Origin of the sequence: Paenibacillus sp. S25 (assembly GCF_019454085.1) — a bacterium.
Lineage (GTDB): Bacteria > Bacillota > Bacilli > Paenibacillales > Paenibacillaceae > Paenibacillus > Paenibacillus polymyxa_B.
The window spans coordinates 4,293,958-4,314,709 of sequence record NZ_CP073683.1; the positions used below are offsets into that span (position 1 = coordinate 4,293,958).

Sequence of the window (20,752 nt, forward strand, 5' to 3'; positions counted from 1 at the left end):
CTACTTCAGTCATTAGGAACCTGAAATCGAGAGTGCAGCCAGCCTGAGCGAAGGCGATGTGCAGCTTCCCGTAAAACGCAAATCGTTGCCAACTTCCTCTACCTGCTGCAACACATCAAAGAAGTTGCCCGATACGGTGATCTGATTGACTGCTCTGACCACTTGCCCCTGCTCAATCCAGTATCCCAGACAAGCCAGCGAAAAATTACCGGACGCCGTATTCGTACCCGCATGCAGCCCTTGCAGCTCTACGATCATCAACCCGCGATCCGTCTCGCGAATCATGTCCTCCAACGTAGACGTACCTGGAGCCACGTACAGATTATGATACGACACCCCAATTTTACCGTTATAGCTTCCCTTGGAAGCATTAGAGGTACTTTCCACCCCAGCCTTGCGGGCCGTCTTGCGATTATGGAAATACGTCCGTAGTTCTCCATCCTTGATGATCTCGTTTTGGCGTGTTGCACTGCCTTCAGCATCAAACGTACTGCCTGCCGGAACGTTCTCCATCAGCGGATCATCAATCAGCGTAATACGCTCGCTTGCCACCTTTTGCCCTAGTTTCCCAGCTAATCGCGAAAAGCCTTTATCCACCGATTCCGCTGAAAATACCGACGTATACGCAGCCAGCAATTGCGCTGCTGCATCATGACGGAAAATGACCGGATAGTTATCCGATTGGATCGTGTGCGCACCCAGCTTGGAAACAGCCTCTTTTACGGCTTTACGCGCCACATCCACAATATCGATTTCCTCCACACTTCGCAGCGAATAATCATGCCAGCCCCCGGTAACGGTCTCGTCATGGTCTGCTGCAATCACATACACATAAGCGCTCGCCAGACTTTTGCGACGATGGCAGTGCAGTCCTTTTGTATTTACTATCAGAACCTCATTTTCACGAATGCTGACCGAGCAATGCCGAGCCATCACAATCCGTGGATCTGCGGCAAGCGCTGTACGTTCCATTTCTAGCGCCGCCTCGATCAGAATCTCAGGAGCCGTGTCAGCCAACGCTGCGGCATAGGCAGGCTGCTCAGGGTAACTCTCAGAGCCTGCGAACAGCTCATCCTGTTCCTCGCTCTCCAATATGTCCGCATTGCTGCGTGCTTCATCCAATAAAAAGTCGATCACGTCGGGTTCCAGTTTCTCCGTAGAGGCATAACCCATTTTCCCGTTAATGACGCCCCGGAAGGAAAGTCCACCGTTCTCCACGATGGTATATTGATCAATTTCTCCCTTTAGCACCTTCACTGAGGTAGAACGTCCATTTACATAGTAGATTTCCATATCCGCGTAGCCGATTTCCCGACCTTTTGTGAACAACGCTTCCTGAAATTGCTGAATATTCATCGCCTATTCCCCCTTCCGTCCACCGACGGTCATTTCGGACACACGAATTGTCGGCTGTCCGCAGTTCACCGGAAGACTTCCACTGACCGAGCCGCACATCCCCTGACCATGATCCAGATTGTTGCCGACCATATCAATATTTTGTAGGGTTTCAATGCCTTTGCCGATCAACGTTGCGCCTTTGACCGGCTCTGCAATTTTACCGTTGCGAATCATATACGCCTCTTCGACTGCAAAATTAAACTCGCTCGTCGAGGTGTTCACCGAACCCCCGCCCAGCGATTTGGCATAGATCCCGTACTCCGTATTCGCAATGATCTCTTCACGGGTCGAATCCCCGTTTGCAATAAACGTATTGTTCATACGGGATGCAGGCGCGAATTTATAGGACTGTCTTCGTCCCGATCCTGTCGCAGGTACACCCATCTGGCGCGAGCCCATGCGGTCGATCAGGTATCCTTTTAAAATGCCGTTCTCGATCAGTACGTTGCGCTGTGTCGGTGCTCCTTCATCATCGATATTGAGCGAGCCCCACGCGTTCTGAATCGTTCCATCATCTATAGCCGTGACAAGCGGTGAAGCCACCTGCTGCCCGATCTTATTCGCAAACACGGAGGTTCCATGGGCCACCGCCGTAGATTCCAGCCCGTGTCCACATGCCTCGTGAAAAAGAACGCCGCCGAACCCATTCTCAATTACGACGGGTAGTCTGCCGCTAGGCGCATATCCCGCTTTGACCATCGTGGTCGCAATACGAGCGGCGTGTCTGGCATTTTCTTCGATATTTAGGTTCTCCAGGAATTCAGTCCCAGCATACGCTCCCGGCCCGCGGAACCCGGATTGTCTATGCTCCCCATCAGTCGCAATCGCGCTTATTCTCATGCGTGTATACGTACGGGTATCCTCCACCAGCAGCCCGTTGCTATTGGCGATCAGCACGTTCTGGATCGAATTGCTAATGCCAATGGAAGTTTGCGTGATGGAAGGATCGTATTGGCTTGCCGCCTCATGCGCCCGTCTCATCATGTCAATCTTGGCGCGTTTCTGTGAACCGTCAGGAATGATCGCAATCGGATGTTGGTTAGGAATCGCGTGGGGATGGAGTGTAATGGTGTGTGTACCTGGTGCTCCACCGCCGCGAATGGCCTTAGCAGCCGATTTGGCCAGTCCGATCAAGCTCTGGTCGCTCATATCACTGGTGTAGGCATACACCGAAAAGTGCTCCTTCATGATTCGAATACCAATCCCAAAATCCCGGCCTGACAGCGCCGTATCCACGACTCCCCCGGTCATACCCAGTTGTCCATTGGTACGGTCCTCGACGAACACCTCTGCAAAATCTCCGCCCGTCTCCAGCGCGGCTTGCAGCATATCCTGAATCTGTGTTGGATGTATCATCACGTTCCTCCTCGTTTTTTCCATGTTTCTTATTGTACGGTTATTCGTTCAAGATAATATGCGGGTTCATGTTTATTTCCCATAACTTTACTATACATGATGTTGGAAGTGGGTGTAACTATTTGGGTGGCGGTGTTGGGAGGGGCGTGAAGATTTATGGGTGGGGATTGAAATGAGAAAACCCGATTAGACCGTGAAGGGTCATGTCGGGTTTGGGTTTTTAAAGAGGTTGTACGTGCAACTAAGGACACTACGTGGACGGATCATTCAAACAAACGCTCACTTCTTCAGAACGATTCCGTCCCCTCCGCTCCTATGCTTGGGTTTGCTTCATTTTGTTCGCCAAAATACTTTTTTTCAAACGAACTTTAAACAGTTCTCTTCGTAAATCCAGTTCCATGATATGAAGATGGTCTGCTGCTTCTTTGACGGTTTCCATGTGAAGTACACTTGCCTTTTGAGAAATAATAGCTAGCGCATCCCAAATGAGCTTTGTGCATGTTTTAAGTCTCTCTATGTGTTCATCTTCTTGCTGTACCAAACTTTCGTATTCTTCAGCTGTATTTTTAGACGGGTTTGTAAGCTCCTCTCCCTTTTGTTGTTTCGGTTGAGTATCCAAAGTGATCATCTCCTTTTTACTCAAAGTGTAGCAAAGGATGATAACGGATGTGGTACGTGGATACGTAGCACTGAAATGATCATACTTGGGTTAGTATCTTTGACTTATTTCTTCTGGGTTTTCAGCTGGTTTAGTCCCCCAATTTCACGTTAAAATTCCTGCCCCAGACTTCACAATCACTAATGTCAGTGAAGAAATCAGCGGAAGGCGATCCTACTTCAAGAAAAAACTAGGCAGAAGCCTTGTATCACAAGAATTTTTAGAGTTTTCATTCAGGATTGTACATTACTCATAAAACGTCTTAAGCTCTAATTAGAGATTTTATATCCTAGATTTATAAGATGCTTAAGATATAAATGAGGTAATACAAACTTGGCATTGACTTGTATCCAATTATCTAAACTACCTGTATAACTTTGAGGTATTCTTTTAACTAACGCAAGAGCCACTGTCCTAGTAATTCCTTTTGAAATGAGCTCTAATCCTCTAGGGTTATCCGTCCCCATTTCTATCATATTACATAGATTGAGGATATATTTATGTGTTTCTATATCCTCTTCACTCATAAAATGTTTTAGAATATCTGACCACAGCTTAAAGTACTTTACCATCAGGAATCTAACATTTTTGTTAATACTCTTAGTTACTCTCCTTACAGCTGAATCCACTCTATTTACCACATCTTCTTCAGGAACTCCTTCAAGTTCTCTTTCAATCAATACTTTATACGATGAACCCCTGATCCAAGGAACTGTATCTCTAACTATTTGCCTAATAGTATAAGTCGAGTAATTGCTATTATTATTAGCTTCAGAAACTATATCAAAAATATTATTCAATGCTTCAGCGACATGTTCAAATTGTCCATAAAAGTTTCTTTCTTCAAAAGCCAGTTCTCTTTGTTCTTGTGCACTTGTGATATCCTTTGTATTAAAAGGTAAGGCAGTAATTAACCATTTATTTAATCCATTTTGTGCAATATCTCTAAAAAACTTATCTTGTAAAAGAGGGTCAACTAAGGGATTTAGAGCAAGTAATTCTTTAGGTATAATTATTGATGCTTCATTTTGTTTCAGTTGTGAAATGATAACCTTTGAATCAGCTTCATCTACTTTCCTGGTAGTTAAGTATTCTTGTAGTTCATTTTTATCTTGAATAAGTTTGTGTCGAAGTATGCTAATGGTGTATGCGATTCCTTCATTAGCTTTTATATATTTGGGATCCATCATTAATGCAATTTTTAAGTCATCTAAATTTTCAGTCAAAGCTTTACCAGTTGCTGAAATTATTTCTTTAGAAAAATCATTAGTAAGTTTTTCTTTGGCCCATGGTTCTTCATCTAATTCAATACAATAAATTGAACCATATAAATGCTCGGACATTCTTCCTGCTCTACCTATTAGATTACCAAAATCAAAATCACTTAGGTCACTATTCGCTGTCTTTGGTTTAATAAGGAATATCTTTTTTGCAGGTAAATTAACTCCTTCTAGTAAAGTAGATGTACATACCAAATTTAGTATATCACTACTATTTGAATAAATATCCTCTATCTCAGTCCTAGCTATGTCAGGAAGACCAGAGTGATGGAAAGCGACACCTTTCTTAAGACACCTAATCAACGAATATTTTTCATGCACTTCCTCTGAAAGATAAGCTATTAATTCATTAATACGTTCATCTAATATTTCCTTAACGACATTTTTTCCGTTTTCCGAAATTTTTATCGCCCAATTTTCGGCAGTATCTGTACGATGTGAGTAAATTATATTCTTGCTGTCATTTCCGAATATGTTAACTATGTGTGCTAGTGCTTCACCTGGGTTATTTTTAATCTTAGAGAATAAACTAGACATAGTTTTAACATTCAAGTCAATTATTCGTCCAGAAGGACTTACTATACTTGCTTTCAATGCCTTTTTATTTTGTTTAGATGCACTGATAACTGTCTTAAGCTGGAATACAGGCGACAAAGTGGTCATCTGTGGAGTAACACTTTCTACTTTTAGTTCTAATAATAAGTTTTCAGATCGTTCCAAATAAGGGCCTGCGGTTACTAGCTTTGCATTTGGCCATCGAGTGTATAATTCTTTTAGGATATATTCAAGTAAAATCCCTCTTGAGCCTTTTTCAACATTTTGGATTTCATCAATAAAAATCACATCAATTTCTGTACTTGATGCAGAATTTGAACTTAGCTCAAGTAGTTTTAAACATCTCTCTGGTGTAACTACTATTATTTCTTTTTTTGAAATCTCGTTATCATCATTCCCAAATCCAGTTCTAACAACTATTCCTTCATCCTTAAGATTTCTTTTGAAACTTGCGCTAACTTGATATATTAGAGCTCTAGAAGGTACTATATATACTGCTCTAAATGATTTTGATATGTGGCTTTTATTAATTATATAATTTTGAATAATATAAGATTTTCCTGAAGAAGTTGGTGCAGATATTGAAATGTTATTTTTTTCATTATGCAGGGCCTCCCACAATCCTTTTTGGAATCTCGTAGTAACAAATCCATGGTCAGCGATGTTTATTATTGAATTGTATCTTTGCAATCCCACCTCAAAATCTAAAAGTGTACTAAATGAATTCGAGAAGTTATCTTCATCAAATAATCCTGCCAAATGCTTGCCTAAAGGTATATTACCTGTTCTTGATTGTGTCAAATAGCAATTTCGTAGAAAGAGATCATCATTATTTTGCAGATAACAAAGTGTTGAGAAATTAAGAGCTTTTTGTTGATGTGATTCTTCAGAACTTAAAGAAAGTATTGAACACAACCAATTGGCTTTTCTAAGCTTTTCTTGGGGAATCTCAATTAGTGACTCCGGAATATTATTATCCAAAAAAAATTGATTTTGAATAAGAATATCAAGAGTTTCGTCCAAAGTAAGATGATTAAAAGCAGAATTAAAGGTATTACTGTTCATCCTTAATCCCTCCCACTTTTTTCTTTAGTCTTTGCAGTTGGGTTTTGAGGGATATAGGCAACTCCGTGAATAGCCTGGTACATAGTATGTCTAAGTTGCTTGACACTTGTTGTAGGTAAGAAGAAAAATTCAAGAAATACTGTCTTTACTTTTGAATGATTCAGAATTTTCGATTGGATATTCCGGATTAATTCTGGAATTCTTTTTCTCATTCTGTCACTTAAGCGAGACTCCCCATCTAAATTACCAGAGCAAGCAACTTCAATATCACCGATATAGCTATCTTCATAAATAATAAGTATGGGATGGACTAAGTTATTGTTTTTATACGTTTCTGTTTTTGGAGTAAAGCTATCGTATAAATAATCCAGTTGTTCTGGTGTTAAGTCCTGTCTAAGTATCTGGCTTGCAATAATCAATTCGTGTTGGAATTGAGAAGTGGTTTCTAAATTGGAATGAAATCTTTCAATTGAACCAAGTGCGTGTGTTATTGCAGTTTAGCTTCAATTTCAATCTTTGATTCACCAATAAAAAGAGAATTAATACCGTTGTATTCCCCAAAAAATATCCCATCACCACCTTTTACTTGATCACGTGTGTTTGTTAATAGAGTCATTTTATGCGCAACCATGGGAGCTTGTAAAACCGATTCAGTCAACATATATAGCAATAACTCTCCATACTTTCCGTCATTTTCAGGATTCGTATCACCAAAATAACTCATTGCACGTCTATAGACATCTATTCCATCAGCCTCAAAGCGTCTGATCTCTTCAGGCGGAAATACAAATTGTTTAATATGATCAATAATACCATCAATAAAGCCCATAATTTGGTATTGAGTTCCGCTAAATTTCAAGCTATAACTTCTCACATTAATTTTTGCATCTGTGTGTAGCTCATGACTGTTAAGATATGATTTAATCCAATTATCAGAGATTCTGGTACACTCAGCCCAATTTAGGTTCATCAAATCACCTCTAGTTTTTGTTATAAATTCGACCAATAATACATTGTGTTCCCAATAGGACTGAAATTTTTAATAGTCTGAAAACTTCTCCTATAGTCACAGAGACAAGTAAGATACCGAAAAAATATTTCCAGTGCAAACCTATATATTAAAGCAAATAGCAAGGCCACCTATAATAAATAGCCTTTCAATACATAAGCAACTTGTCTGCTTTTCTGCATAATATTTTCTTGCCAACTGTTTTTACCTCAATGGAATGCTTCAGCTTATATAAAAGGACTATATACCCAAGCCCAAGGAAATGCCTCAGCCCATTATTCTACTAAATCCTGTATAAATCTTCTTTATTTCTTACACTATAGCATATTCATGGGGATATATGGAACCAAAAAAAGCCCTTGAATAATACCAAGGACCTAATTTGAAGCATATGGAATTCTTTTGAAATTTTAATTTAATCCCGACTAATGAGGCTTACTTAAAAAGTTCTATACCACCACCGTAGACGCCATTCGTAAATGGACGGGTCGTGAGGGATGTTCCTCCAGCTTTCTGTCTAGAAGAGTGTGGACGATCCAGGTAAGCTGGTTAGCATCGCGAAGTCTCTATACTTCGCAGCTCTCACGAGTATTCATGCCCGAAGAGGCTCCATATCAATCGCTCTTACAACCTAAATAAAAACATCTTTAACCACGCAGTATAGTGAAGAGCTGTAATTCTTTGAGTCAAGATAATTTCCTTCTCTCAATAAGCAAAAGAGCAATATACACGACTAATACGCCAGCGAAAAGATAATCATAGTACATTTTGTATGTATTTAAGTCAAATTTATAGTATCCAGAGATAAGGCTCCCCGTAGTATAGCCCATAAATAATAAAGAAAATGCATAATTTAAGGGTCTACTAATAATGTGCTTCCACCGTTCATCTTTTCCTTCTCTAAGCAAAAAAATAAAATTTATTAGTACCCCTACCAAAATAATAACACTTATTAAAATACTCATTGTATTATTCCTCCTCGTTTTCTTCATAGGCTGCAAAATGAAATACTTCAGTAATTTCTTTTTTAAATACATATGCTATAGCAAATGCAAGCTCAAGCGAAGGAACAAACTTATTGTTCTCAATTGCGGCAATCGTTTGTCTAGTTACACCTAGTTCTTTGGCTAGGTCTGTTTGGGTCCATCTCCGTTCAGCACGAAGTAAATAAACTTGGTTGCTGATATCGCCAAATGCAAACATGAATTCTCCCCCTTTCAATATTTATAGTATTATATGAATAACAAATTGTAAAGTATACATAACATTTAGAACAGTTAATAAAACAAATTGTAATTAAAATCATACAAAAAACCTCCTATCAAAGGAGGTTCGAAAATTTATCTTCATTATTAATCGGAAGAAGCATTCTCCCTATAGTTCAATTCCTCCAACTTCTTGTATGTCTTATGTATTTAATCCCGCATTCAATCCTAATGCTATTTTTAGAATGTAGGAACATATTCAAATTACCCTCAATCCCTCGTGCATTACTGCCTTCTTATCTCGATATATTACTACCACGCACTCCACGTGTGTCGAGACAGTGGAAGGGATATATTCCTTTTTATTATATATATTACCTATCATATCAAAAGCCACTCCTTCTCACAACACCCCCATTTTCCAGATGATACCTGTTTTCCCTTCACTTCTATCGATCCCACTAGTTCCATATGAGCCTGTATTTAATTTACCCGAATCCTTAATCACAATTAAATTAGCCCCGTTCCTAACTTTGGAAGGCAATTGCTCAAAATTACTGTCAGCTTTCTCTCTTCCCATGTCTCTCCCTTCCAAAAATACACATTGAAAATCCCCCAATGAATGGGTCATTCTGTAAACTAAATCTCTCTTTTAACCGATAAATACATATGCTGGGTTGTTTATTAAATATCACCTCTCATATCTTGTTATAGCGTACAAACCTTGTAATACATATCTATTTTGACTCACAGTTTGTACCCATCTGCTGCTGCTATAATCAGAAGCGCATTCAAGATGACGTGCTTTACTTGGAAATACCCATCGCATCTAGAAAGGAGTTATGAACTCACTTGAGCGTATTATCAGATGGGATCGGATATGAAAGCCTACGCTTTTATGGTCCCTTTCAGCCACTACACATCGAACAACTTCAAATAACACGCACCATTAATGATCATGCCTATTTACATATCAGTGGCATGCTCTCCGAAGAACAAGGAGCTGTATGCATCGGACAGGATATGGAGCAAGAGCCCATTGTGATCCGTCAGTTGAATGATCAGGGACAATCGCTGAGAAGATTGTTCCATGGAATTGTCACGCGTATGTCCGTACATTGTGTGCGAGGCGTGTATACGTTTGAACTGGAGGCCGCTTCCCATTCGTACCAGATGGATATTAAGCGTAAAAGGCGCTCCTATCAAGATATTCACCGCACCTATGATGACCTGGTCACTGCGCTGATTCGAAAATATCCGTACGGAGATGCTATTGATACGGTAAGCAACCATGCCAAACTGGAGACATTTGTTTTACAATATGAGGAGACCGATTGGGCGTTTTTAAAACGTCTCGCCTCCCGCTTTGGTTCCGTACTCGTGCCAGAGGTAACCGCAGCCTCACCCAAGGTTTTCTTCGGAATGCCTGAAGGCAAGCAGCATAAGGTGGAGCGGGATGTATTTTATCGAGTACGTAAAACGTTTCATGAGCTGGATGCGGAAAAGCCAGGCGAACGTGCTGGCTCGTATGTCACCTATATGATCGAAAATCTGCAATACTATGCGCTGGGCGACCTCATCACATTACCCATCGGACAAGGGAAAGAACTGGTCGTGGTTCGAGCCGTGACCACATTAACGGATGGCTTACTGCGCACCCGTTATGATCTTCAATCCGAACAGGATATCCGCTATGCCCGTTATGAAAACAATCAGGCCACTGGGATTTCGCTGACAGGAACGGTGCTGAAGGTACAGCAGGATTTTGTACAGCTTCAACTGGACATTGATCCGAAGCAAGATCCTGCCAAAGCGTGCTGGTTTCCGGTGTCCACCCGTTATGTCGCCGAAGAACATAGTGGCTGGTACGATATGCCTGAATTCGGGGAACAGGTGGAATTGTATCTGCCTACACACCGCGAACAAGATGCCTATGTCACGGATTCACTGCGACAACAACGCCACACCAATGGACAGCCGAATGTGAAGGTATGGCAACATGTACAAGGTAGCGGCGTAGAAATGTCTGAGCATGAGCTGACTCTATCCACCTCCGGTGAATTTTCCATTACACTGCATGAAAGTAGCGGCATTACCATCGACAGTCCGGGGAATGTGCAGATTCAGGGTGGTCACGTGAAGCTCGATGCTGGGCAGGAACTTTCGCTTGAAGCTGGAACGGCGCTGTATCTAAAAGGCGGGTCCAGCAGCGTGGTACTGGATGGTGAGACGGATACCAAAGCTCCAGTGATTTATCAGGAAGGTACGGTGAAAGCCCCTGTTTTCGTAGCCGACCTCCCCCCTGTGCCTGAGCCGCCACTCATGAGCATCAAAGCATATGAGGCGGCGCAAGCTCCATCAGCAGCTAAGACTTCATCAAGCAGCACTCCTACCGCCAAAGTAACAAGTCCGGCTGCACTTCAACAGGCCAACTCTTTGTTGGGTACGGTGTCCAAGCTATTAGGCTCCATTCCAGTGATGGGAAAAGTGGCTGGCGTTGTTGCGGGAGCTTTAGGTGGGCCTGCGGCGGGTGTGATTCTGAAAGCAACCGCTATGATCCCCGTTCGGAGCAAAGGAACTCCTACGATTGGAGGCAGAAAGGGGAACGGTATTCATCCGTTGAAACACTTGGCTGGTCTAGCACTACAAGGATTGATTAATCAGTATGAGCATGATCAAGCGAGACAAGCCTACTATAGCAAGTGGATTTTAGGGAAAGTGTTTACGAGTGCACGTCATATAGCGCATTCTGGTGGCCCATTGGAACTGGTGCAAAACCTGCTGAAAGAGTCTAATGCCATGGCTCATGCGTATCAGCAGGTTCCGGTAGATCTAAGACAACGCTGGAGAGCCAATTATGACAGCTACATGGCAGCTGAAAAAGCCAAAGTGTCCTATAATTTTGATGAGTATGATAAAGAATTTATGGGTACTATGTGGGTCCTCAGTAAAAATGGAGTTACCGATCAGAAAGCAGCCCAAGCCACTCTTGCCTATAACGAAGCTATCAAAAATGGAGAAATCAAATTACATCACGAACCAGAAAATGTGGATATTTTCGTAGAACAGATTAAAGCAGCTAAAGAAGGAAAGAACTATTGGACAGGCGAAGAAATACCAAAATGGCAGGCAAATGCAATTATAATCAGTAGCGTATTTTCTGAATTTCAGATGGTTGGAAGTTTATACGGTGCTAAATTTGGTAGGAATATAAAGATACCTTCTAAATCAATTAAAGCTCCAAAAGTTAATGTTGAAACACCTGGGACAGGAGTAATTAAAGTATCTCCGGCTGACCAAATAAAAGAGCGAGTATTACAAAACATCGCCCAGAGCAAGGCCACAAGGGATGCATCCAAGTTTAAGGAATATGCAAATAAAGAAAAGCTTACCTTTGATGATATTAAGAAACGACAGGCGTTAGAGGGGACGGGTAACCCTAACAGAATACCTAACTCCAAAATTCCAAAACAAGTTGGTTATGGAAAAACAGATTTAAGTGCAATGACGAAAAAGTATCGAATTGAAAATCAAATATTCGATTTAAGAAATCTAGTAGTAGCGGAAATTGAAATAGACGGTGTTCGTTTTCAGAAGGTTTTTGAAAGCACAGAAAGATCAGTAGTAAAGCCGAGTGGAAAAGTAGAAGTAAAAAAGGTCCATTCTGAAAAGGTTTTGGTTGAAGAAAAAATTGCCGCTGAAAAAAACGGGCAGACGTATATAGTTCATCGAGTTTATACTGAAAGAGAACCATGCATCCTTGGTGGTCATAATTGTAAAGAGCTACTTTCTAAGGAATTACCTGATGCTGAAGTAACTTATAGTGTTGAGTATGGGGATAAGGCTTCAAGAGATCGAGGCAATACTGGTTTAGCCCAAGAACTTGAAAAGTTAAAGGAGTGATAGTATGGATTATGATATTCGAGAAATTCGTGAATATTATGACTCAGAAATACGAGACTATGATTTTAATGAATTGGTAGGTCTTGGAGTAAGTCGTGAAAATGCTGACTTTATGATTGACATTGGAGTACCAGAAGAATTTGATGATTTTGTATTTTATGAACTGAATGATTTTAAAAAGTTGTTAATTGGTGAGGTACAATTTATCAAAATCGGTCATTATGCTTCATACGGATATGGACTTTACTTAAAAGAAGGTGAGGGTGGGCTTTTTACTAGTTCTTCTTTTCATCATCCATTTGTTTACATGCTTAATAAGAACTTAAGAACATTTTTTTTGTTTCAATTAATTAGGCAGGAATTGTCATCGGAAATGAGACAACGAGAGATATATACTTCATACAAATATGCAATTGAACTCCGAAAGCTTTATGAACAGATTGACCCAGCTGCATTGAAGGATGTTGAAGGGTATTGGTCACATTTGATAGAAGACTATGAAACTGGATTATAAAACCATATAAATAGACCCATGGAAACTATTCAAAAGAGTCTATCAAAATTTTCATACCATATGTAAAATTAAACGCCATAATACGTGCTAGCCGCGTATTGTGGTTTCTTTTTATCCGCCGCAATAAGTTAAACAATATACAAACGTATAAGTGGCGGCTGCTCAAAAAGCCCCCCAGTGCCGCATGAACCCATCATCCATCCATGAACACATCTTTAAGGGCCACCAGTATTATTTTTTATACAGCAGAATATCTTTTTAATATGATTATTTCTACTTTACTTCATATCATAATACATAGACCAACACTTCAAGTAGGAATTTTATGAGACATTCTTTTTCATCAATATTGACGTACAGCATACAAACAGTTGCAATTTTACAAATTATCTTTAAACTGTTGAGGAAAAACGAAAAAAATAGATTGGGGTTCACTTTCACTTCTTCTAGCTCTTCTTGGTATGGCTGTTTCTTTTGAATTTGGCAATTACATATTTGGGGACCAGTTGTTTTCCTTTTTAGGATTGCCCGTATGGTCTAATGTTGACAATACTGGGTTTCACTACATCCTTTTTATATCCATTATTTAAATTATTGGATATAAAAACTCTAAAGAATTTGGAGCTCTAATTAGAAAACGGGTTTCTAGTATATATCTATTTTTGATATTGATTTCGCTTTACTGAAAAGTATTTACCAAGGATGATTTTAATACTCCCCTTCCTCTCCTCCCCCTTCTATCTATTATGTATAAAACGTCTCGCCTCCCGCTTTGGCTCCGTACTTGTGCCGGAGGTAACCGCAGCCTCGCCCAAGGTTTAACGAAAGAATTACTAATATGCCTGCAAAGATAAAGGAAGAATATATAAAGACGGCTGGAGCAGGATCTCATGCAGAAGTAAAAGCCTTAAACAGAGCTTTATTGAAAAGGCCAGATGCCCAATTATCTGATTTTATGCTCTTTGTTATTTCTGCCAGAAAAATAAATAAAAAAATGCCTATAGGGACCCCTATGCCACGTTGCCCTCATTGCGAATATATAACACAGGGAACAAATTTTATACCGGAGGTTTTGAAACATAATCATGGAAAATAAAAATGAATTATACACTTTAGATTATATCAAAAAAAATGGGGTAGATTTTGAAGACTTGTGGTTTTCTTCTACTAGTGATGAAATTTTGGACAACCCTGAAGACGAGGGTGGAACCCCTTTTACAGGATTAGCCTATGAATTATACGATGACGGTCAATTAAGATATTTTAGTTTTTATAAAGATGGTTTTAAACATGGATTACTACGAGAGTTTTATACTACCGGGGAGAGAAAATCTGAAGAGATTATGCATTATGGTCAGACGAAAGGAAAAAGGACTCAATGGTATGAGAATGGACAACTTAAATCGGAAAGCGAACATGAATTGGGGGTAGAGTTAAGTTATCAGGAATGGGATGTTAAACACAATTTGATTAAGTCTAGCAAGTTACAAGAAACAAGTGAGATTTTTGATTATTTATTAACTCAAAGAAAGCTGAATAGTAAAATAAGAAGAGACTAAAATAATTCCTAAAAGTGTTTATCTCCTCAGAATTTCGATTGCTATATCAGTTGATCACTCTGTACAAAATTAGCTTTATCTTGATGGGCGTTTAGCCCATCAAGTACTTAGAGCTGAATGAGCTATTAATATATCTTTGATAAAACTTTTTTCACCAGTTGGTCAGCTTGTCGAGTTGTTTCTGGTAAGCGATAACGTGGAGAGAGCTTTAGAATCCAATTGCAGGCTGTATCTAATGAAATACGATGACCTACAGATACAAAAAGAGGTTTAATATTTTCTTGGGTTCTTAATACACTTCCGATGATTTCCTCACGATCCACTAATAATGAACATGCACCTCTTTCTTGAGATGGTTCTTGGAAATCCCCCAATAACTTCGTTTTGCCACAGCCAATTGTAGGAATATCAAAGATTACTCCTAAGTGACTGGCTAATCCAAATCGTCTAGGATGAGCAATTCCTTGACCATCGCAAACTACAAGCTGAGGAAAGGTCTTTATTTGTTTAAATGCTTTAACTATAGATGGTAGCTCCCTGAATGAAAACAATCCGGAGATATAAGGGAATTGCACAGAATCTTCAACTACTACTGATTCCACTATATTTAAAGAGTTTGCTTCTAAAATAACGATTGCCGCAACTAATAAATCACTTTGTTCACTATATGCCACGTCTACCCCAGCCACGTAATGAATTTCAGGGAGTTGATCCTCTTTTGTAACTTTTTTAGATAGCTCCTGTTGTAATTTTATCGCTTCCGTTTCAGTTAATTCCCAATTGTGCTTTAAGACTGGTTCCATTTTGTTTTCCCCATTTTTAGAATATTAGAATTAAAATTTATGAAAAATGAAAGATGTTAAAAATGTACAAATACTGGATGATTACATACCAACTTACACAAAATTGAATATTGAAAAAAATGGTTTTATAATTGTTCGAATCAACTATGATGAAAAAAGGGATGGATTATGACACTGCTCATGAGATGGAACTCCAAAAATATGATGTCTCACGCTTCAGTGTGTATCATACTGATATTATCAAATAAATACCAGAAATTTTCAATAAAAACTGGAGAAATTTCTGGGGGTTAGAGTAATGATTACGTTAATCCGAATGGGAAGAGCCATAGGATATTAGCTAAGTCAGGATAAGTAATCCATCTATATGGAAGGAGTAAAAGATGGGATGCGCTCGATCCTTCGCGTCATGCACTCCACAAAGCATTATCCTAAGTTTTTAGGTTTACATTTTAAAAGCAGATCGTACACTGCAACAAACTAGACATAAAACAACTTAACAAACGCTTATTTTATATTGCAAGAAATTTTAATGGTGATTAGGGATGACGATCAGATTTATATTTAGATGAGGCTTAATTCTTTATTAGAAAAAATAATTTTGCTGAGTTATATACACACAGTTAGCCCTATTTTGCAAAAATAATGTCGTGATCACGATCACGGTTTAGACTGTAAATTTAAGTTAAAATACAAACAATTTTAATTTTATTTCATCTAGAATCAAAGGTACCGTGATGGATCACAAAGAAAAAACAAGGAAGTGTACAAAGATGAAAAGAACTGATTTACCTCTTGTCTATTCTTGTTCTGGATGTTCCTCCGCAGCACAAACCGCTAACATGATCGCTATACAAATGGATCGAGAAAAAGTCGCTGAAATGTCCTGCATTGCTGGTGTTGGTGGTGATGTCAAACCACTTGTCAGAACAGCAAAATCGGGACGTGATATCATTGCAATTGACGGCTGTCCCTTGTCCTGTTGCAAGAGCTGCTTAGCAAGACATGAGGTTCAACCCAAACACCATTTCCTGCTGTCTAACTTTGACGTACCCAAAATAATAGGAGAAGATCCTAACCCCGATCATTATAGGAATGCTTACACACAAATCTTAGAACAAATTGGACAATAATTCTTAATCAAAATGAAGGTGTGTATCGAAAGATAGCTCACCTTTATTTTAACTCTTTCAAGGTGTTGGGACAGTATACAGCAAAAGTATAGCTGGCTCTTATTATGTAACAATATCGTAAATTAGTTTTACTCCCAGTTTAATCATTGGATATAAAAATCCTAAAGTATTTGGATCAATTCAAAATGAACCAAAACGAGGATATTCAACATCTGTTGACTGAATGGGAAGCCGAAATACTAGTTGATCCAACATTGAATATGAGATTAACGAACGGACTGTCTGTTCTAGAGGAGAAGGTTTGGGTGAACGATGTAATAAAATCCGAAGTGTCAGGTTTATATTCTGTTCAAGCGTTTGCACATTATAGAATTAGTCGAAGGCAATTTAGCTAGGCTACTATATATTATTGATATTAGGAATTAATAGCTAGGCGACAAAAAAAGAGGGGCTATTCCCCCTCTTTACTTTTTACGGCACTCTATACAATCCTTTGAATGCAAGAACATATTCAAGTTACTCTTAATCCCCGATACATCAATGCTTCTCATCTCGATATATTACTACCACGTACACGCTCCCCAGCTATTGCTTCTAGAACTGCTCTATTGGAAGTAATGTAAGAAATCTTAACTCTATTCTAACTTAATTCAACTTATCTGTCTTTCCGAAGTCCTCAAAGTTCTCCGGTGACTTATCCTCCAGCAAGACAATTTCTTCTCCTTGCTGTTGTCTTATTTGAATATTTTCTCTGCCCCAAGAACACATAACTTCAACGATCTTATTGGCTGTAACTCCGTATTCCGTGAGGCTATATTCGACTTTTGGCGGCATCTGCTGGTACACATATCTTCTTACGAGTCCATCCTTTTCAAGTTCACGAAGCTGCTGGATCAGAACCTTTTGTGAAATGCCGTGAATATTCCGCTGTAATTCGCTTGTTCTCTTTACACCGGACATTAATAAGCATATGATCAGAGCTTTCCACTTTCCGCCGATTATTTCAAGTGTTGCCTCTATGCCCAGATTATATTGTTTCATAGAATAAAACCTCATTTATACTGATCTTATAAAGTCAATCTAAAAATTTATTATTGCATATATTTTTTTTCGAGTCCAGTACGTACTTTGAAGTTACCATCTTACTTTATTGTGTGTATTTTCTTTTTTTTAAGCCTGCAACATAATGATGATATTCAAAAAAATGAAGCAAGGCACTTTGACGATACACTCTTGAATATGGGCCTGAGAAGGGAGATTTTATAATGAAAACACTGGTGATTTTGGCACACCCGAACCTTGAGGTTTCAAGGGTAAACCAGCGATGGAAAAAAGAACTGCTGCAATATCCAAACGATATTACAATTCATGAGATTTACAAAGAGTATCCTGACTGGAACATTGATGTTCCTAGAGAGCAAAATCTATTAGAAGCATATAACCATGTTATCTTTCAATTCCCGTTGTATTGGTACAGTTATCCGACTCTATTGAAAAAGTGGTTCGACGATGTTTTTGCTTACGGATGGGCTTATGGATCAAAAGGTGACAAGCTTAAAGGGAAAAAATTAGGGCTTGCCATGTCAATCGGCGATAAAAAAGAAAATTACCTACCAGAGGGCTCTGTTTCTTTTACCGTAGATGAAGTGACTACGCCTTTCAAAGCCAGTACAGGACATGTAGGCGCAGTGGCACTACCCTATTTTGCTGTCTTCGGAGCTTCATTTCAAGCTAGCGATGAGGAAATCAATCACAGTGCAAAAGAATATATCCACTATATCTTTAAGCATAATAGTAACCCAGACTCTTCTGTGTTAGCTGTTCCATCATAACTTTTTAGAGTAAGCATTGGCTTACCGGTCTTAATAGAGAATGTATCGCTATCCTTCCCTGGAGGATATGCAGTTGTTATTTATATTTTGAGTAAAATACAAATACAACAGGGGCTATCCTAAGTCTTATCAATGACTTTAAGGACAGCCCCTTATCGATTTCACCAGTACATCTAACTATTAGTCTTTCCTGACCCACAGTAAACAGCACTCCACATGCCATATGTATGTAAATAATATATGTTCCCGCACTCAACCCTAAAGCGTTTTTTTGAATGCAGGAACATATTCAAGTTGCTCTTAAATTCTCGTGCATCAATGCTTCTCATCTCGATATATTATTAACACGCACTCCACGTGTGTTTTCAGGTGGAATTGCAGCAACTGAGGTTGATGCAGGTTTTTCCATCAGCCTACAAACGATAACTGGTCAGTGCTCATAAGACAGGGAGGCTATTCATATGGTCCACTCTTTGCAGCAGGTCAAAATATATTTCTGAAATTTTATATTCCATCGTCTGAAGCTAGACACAAAACAACTTAGTAAACACTTATAACGACTAAAGAAAAGTTTTAAAAATATTTTAGTAGCTCAGTTGCAACTTCTGGCAGAGCGTTTTCAAACACTTTACATACAAGTGAGTATCATTCGGCTATATCAATATCAAGGTTTTCATTAATTTCTTATATAAGAGTGCGATAGAACCAATCTCGTTCCACCTTCTACCCTTCCTACATATAAATTTTATTTATACAACATAAACCAACACTATACATTTATCTTCTTTTTTAATATTTTTCAGATAACAAAGGTTCCCCCAAATTACTTTGCGTAATAGCGAAGAGCCTAAAAATAAACGTAATGATGAAATCGGCGAATATCACAATATGACAACAGATGTTATATTATACTTGGTTGAAGTTAAGCAAAGGAGATGCTTATGATGAATCAAGAACCAAATCAGCAATTAGGTGAGATTATTGAACAGTTCATACATTCATATATTGCTGAAAATAACAATATTCGATCCCAAAAAGTAATCAATACTGCAGATGAGGATACATTAGCCCATCTAAGGGAAATTGGTTTTCCGAAAAAAGGAAGACCGATACAAGAGGTCGTCGACGAAATGAGGAAAAACGTCTATCCTCACCAAACCTTCATGCAACACCCTCGCTTTTTCGCATTGGTTCCTAGTCCAATGTCTCTTTACTCTTGGTTAGGAGATATCATGACCAGCGCTTATAATACCCACGCCGGAAGCTGGATGCTGAGTTCGAGCGCAAGCCTTTTAGAGGGGGAAGTGATCCGGTGGATGTGTGACCAAGCAGGATATCCCGATACTGCTGGAGGCTTATTTCTGTCGGGCGGATCGTTGTCAAATTTGACCGCTTTGGCAGCTGCACGCAATGCAAGGTTATCCGAGCAGGAATATGCCATTGGAACTGCTTATGTTTCAGATCAAACTCATTCATCGGTCGCCAAAGGGTTACGCATCCTCGGATTCCGTGGTGATCAAATCAGAAAGATTCCAAGTGATAAAAATTTTCGTATGGATGTTTCAGCCTTAGAAAAAAAAGTAATGGATGATCAGGCGGCTGGCTTTAAGCCTTTTGCGATCATTGCCACGGCAGGCACAACCAATACGGGAAGCATTGACCCGTTAAACGAAATTGCTGACCTATGTGAAAAACATAACATTTGGTTACACGTGGATGGAGCTTACGGTGCATCGATTTTGGCTTCTTCGAAATATAAGCCCCTTTTGAGCGGAATATCGCGTTCAGATAGCATTACCTGGGATGCACATAAATGGTTAATGCAGACATATTCCTGTAGCGTAGTTTTAGCCAAAGAAAATCAACAGCTCAGAAACTGCTTCAGCACACATCCAGAATATTTGAAAGATGCCGAGACTAATGAAGAACATATTAATTATTGGGATCTGGGCCCTGAATTAACGCGGCCTGCTCGAAGTTTGAAACTATGGGTGACACTACAAGCTTTAGGAACTAATGCTGTCGGTGAAGCCATAGAGCATGGAGTTCAGCTCGCAGAATGGGCTGAAGATGAAATCAAAAAACATAATCATTGGGAAATTGTATCCCCCGCACAGTTAGCGATTGTTAATTTTCGATATGCGCCAACTGGATTATCTGAGCAAGAATTAGATTCACTCAATAAAAGGATCTCCCAAGAAATGATGACAAACGGATACGCCTCTGTGCTTACGACACAACTTAATGGAAAAACTGTTCTCCGAATCTGTGCAATTCACCCAGACACTACGGAACATGAGATAAGGAATACAATTCAGCTTTTATCAAATATAGCACGCTCATTGAATGAGACAAAAGCCTTTTTGTGATGAAAAATTGTGAAAATGAAGTGCTACACTTTCTGTAAATAAATAAAAATGCTCAACATCACACAAATAAGAGGGGCTCGCCGCCCCTCTTTACTGTCTTTCCTGTACATATT

General features: G+C 39.3%; 18 protein-coding genes. 7 read left to right on the plus strand and 11 right to left on the minus strand.

Annotation, left to right across the window (positions count from 1 at the left end):
• Positions 1–12: 12 nt before the first annotated feature.
• The 9 genes from KAI37_RS18760 to KAI37_RS18800 all read right to left on the minus strand — a co-directional run bounded on the left by KAI37_RS18760 (position 13) and on the right by KAI37_RS18800 (position 9,106).
• Positions 13–1,356 carry a TldD/PmbA family protein gene (locus tag KAI37_RS18760; protein ID WP_220030004.1) on the minus strand — a complete coding sequence of 448 codons (1,344 nt, stop codon included), beginning with the start codon at positions 1,354–1,356 and terminating at the stop codon, positions 13–15.
• A 3-nt stretch (positions 1,357–1,359) separates the two neighbouring features.
• Positions 1,360–2,754, minus strand: a complete 1,395-nt coding sequence (locus KAI37_RS18765; protein WP_071642279.1) for a TldD/PmbA family protein — start codon at positions 2,752–2,754, stop codon at positions 1,360–1,362.
• A gap of 313 nt (positions 2,755–3,067) precedes the next feature.
• Entirely contained in the window at positions 3,068–3,373 is a 306-nt protein-coding gene (locus tag KAI37_RS18770) for a hypothetical protein (protein ID WP_226002022.1), read from the minus strand.
• A 308-nt stretch (positions 3,374–3,681) separates the two neighbouring features.
• Positions 3,682–6,312 (minus strand): DEAD/DEAH box helicase, encoded by a 2,631-nt coding sequence (locus tag KAI37_RS18775; RefSeq protein WP_220030006.1) that lies wholly within the window; start codon positions 6,310–6,312, stop codon positions 3,682–3,684.
• A gap of 2 nt (positions 6,313–6,314) precedes the next feature.
• Positions 6,315–6,803 (minus strand): Hachiman antiphage defense system protein HamA, encoded by a 489-nt coding sequence (locus tag KAI37_RS18780; RefSeq protein ID WP_220031508.1) that lies wholly within the window; start codon positions 6,801–6,803, stop codon positions 6,315–6,317.
• Complete coding sequence (locus KAI37_RS18785) at positions 6,800–7,282, minus strand: Hachiman antiphage defense system protein HamA (RefSeq protein WP_220030007.1); 483 nt, start codon at positions 7,280–7,282, stop codon at positions 6,800–6,802. The genes KAI37_RS18780 and KAI37_RS18785 overlap by 4 nt, the downstream gene beginning before the upstream one ends.
• A gap of 725 nt (positions 7,283–8,007) precedes the next feature.
• Positions 8,008–8,286, minus strand: coding sequence for a hypothetical protein (locus tag KAI37_RS18790; protein ID WP_220030008.1), 279 nt, complete (start codon positions 8,284–8,286; stop codon positions 8,008–8,010).
• Positions 8,287–8,290: 4 nt separating this feature from the next.
• A complete protein-coding gene (locus tag KAI37_RS18795; protein ID WP_152380531.1) occupies positions 8,291–8,524 on the minus strand; it encodes a helix-turn-helix transcriptional regulator in 234 nt (77 codons plus the stop codon).
• Positions 8,525–8,929: 405 nt separating this feature from the next.
• Entirely contained in the window at positions 8,930–9,106 is a 177-nt protein-coding gene (locus KAI37_RS18800) for a hypothetical protein (protein ID WP_220030009.1), read from the minus strand.
• Positions 9,107–9,378: 272 nt separating this feature from the next.
• On the opposite strand from KAI37_RS18800, the gene KAI37_RS18805 reads away from it, so the two are divergent.
• The 4 genes from KAI37_RS18805 (at position 9,379) to KAI37_RS18820 (ending at position 14,502) form a co-directional block, all read left to right on the plus strand.
• Positions 9,379–12,429, plus strand: coding sequence for a nucleic acid/nucleotide deaminase domain-containing protein (locus KAI37_RS18805; protein ID WP_220030010.1), 3,051 nt, complete (start codon positions 9,379–9,381; stop codon positions 12,427–12,429).
• A gap of 4 nt (positions 12,430–12,433) precedes the next feature.
• Positions 12,434–12,943 carry a hypothetical protein gene (locus KAI37_RS18810; RefSeq protein WP_053325908.1) on the plus strand — a complete coding sequence of 170 codons (510 nt, stop codon included), beginning with the start codon at positions 12,434–12,436 and terminating at the stop codon, positions 12,941–12,943.
• A gap of 838 nt (positions 12,944–13,781) precedes the next feature.
• The gene (locus tag KAI37_RS18815; RefSeq protein WP_081396580.1) at positions 13,782–14,039 is read left to right on the plus strand and encodes a YwqJ-related putative deaminase; all 258 of its coding nucleotides are present in this window, start codon (positions 13,782–13,784) and stop codon (positions 14,037–14,039) included.
• Positions 14,029–14,502 (plus strand): toxin-antitoxin system YwqK family antitoxin, encoded by a 474-nt coding sequence (locus KAI37_RS18820; protein WP_220030011.1) that lies wholly within the window; start codon positions 14,029–14,031, stop codon positions 14,500–14,502. The genes KAI37_RS18815 and KAI37_RS18820 overlap by 11 nt, the downstream gene beginning before the upstream one ends.
• A 125-nt stretch (positions 14,503–14,627) precedes the next feature.
• Here the strand turns inward: KAI37_RS18820 and nfi are convergent, their stop codons facing one another.
• Complete coding sequence (gene nfi / locus KAI37_RS18825) at positions 14,628–15,305, minus strand: deoxyribonuclease V (RefSeq protein ID WP_220030012.1); 678 nt, start codon at positions 15,303–15,305, stop codon at positions 14,628–14,630.
• A 773-nt stretch (positions 15,306–16,078) separates the two neighbouring features.
• On the opposite strand from nfi, the gene KAI37_RS18830 reads away from it, so the two are divergent.
• Positions 16,079–16,438 carry a putative zinc-binding protein gene (locus KAI37_RS18830; protein ID WP_076293914.1) on the plus strand — a complete coding sequence of 120 codons (360 nt, stop codon included), beginning with the start codon at positions 16,079–16,081 and terminating at the stop codon, positions 16,436–16,438.
• Positions 16,439–17,083: 645 nt separating this feature from the next.
• Here KAI37_RS18830 and KAI37_RS18835 read toward each other — a convergent pair.
• Entirely contained in the window at positions 17,084–17,479 is a 396-nt protein-coding gene (locus KAI37_RS18835; RefSeq protein WP_076293912.1) for a winged helix-turn-helix transcriptional regulator, read from the minus strand.
• A gap of 224 nt (positions 17,480–17,703) precedes the next feature.
• Here KAI37_RS18835 and KAI37_RS18840 point away from each other — a divergent pair, with 224 nt between their 5' ends.
• Together KAI37_RS18840 and KAI37_RS18845 are read left to right on the plus strand one after the other, a co-directional pair.
• Entirely contained in the window at positions 17,704–18,270 is a 567-nt protein-coding gene (locus KAI37_RS18840; protein WP_220030013.1) for an NAD(P)H-dependent oxidoreductase, read from the plus strand.
• A 941-nt stretch (positions 18,271–19,211) separates the two neighbouring features.
• Positions 19,212–20,639, plus strand: a complete 1,428-nt coding sequence (locus KAI37_RS18845; RefSeq protein ID WP_220030014.1) for a pyridoxal phosphate-dependent decarboxylase family protein — start codon at positions 19,212–19,214, stop codon at positions 20,637–20,639.
• Positions 20,640–20,752 lie beyond the last annotated feature (113 nt).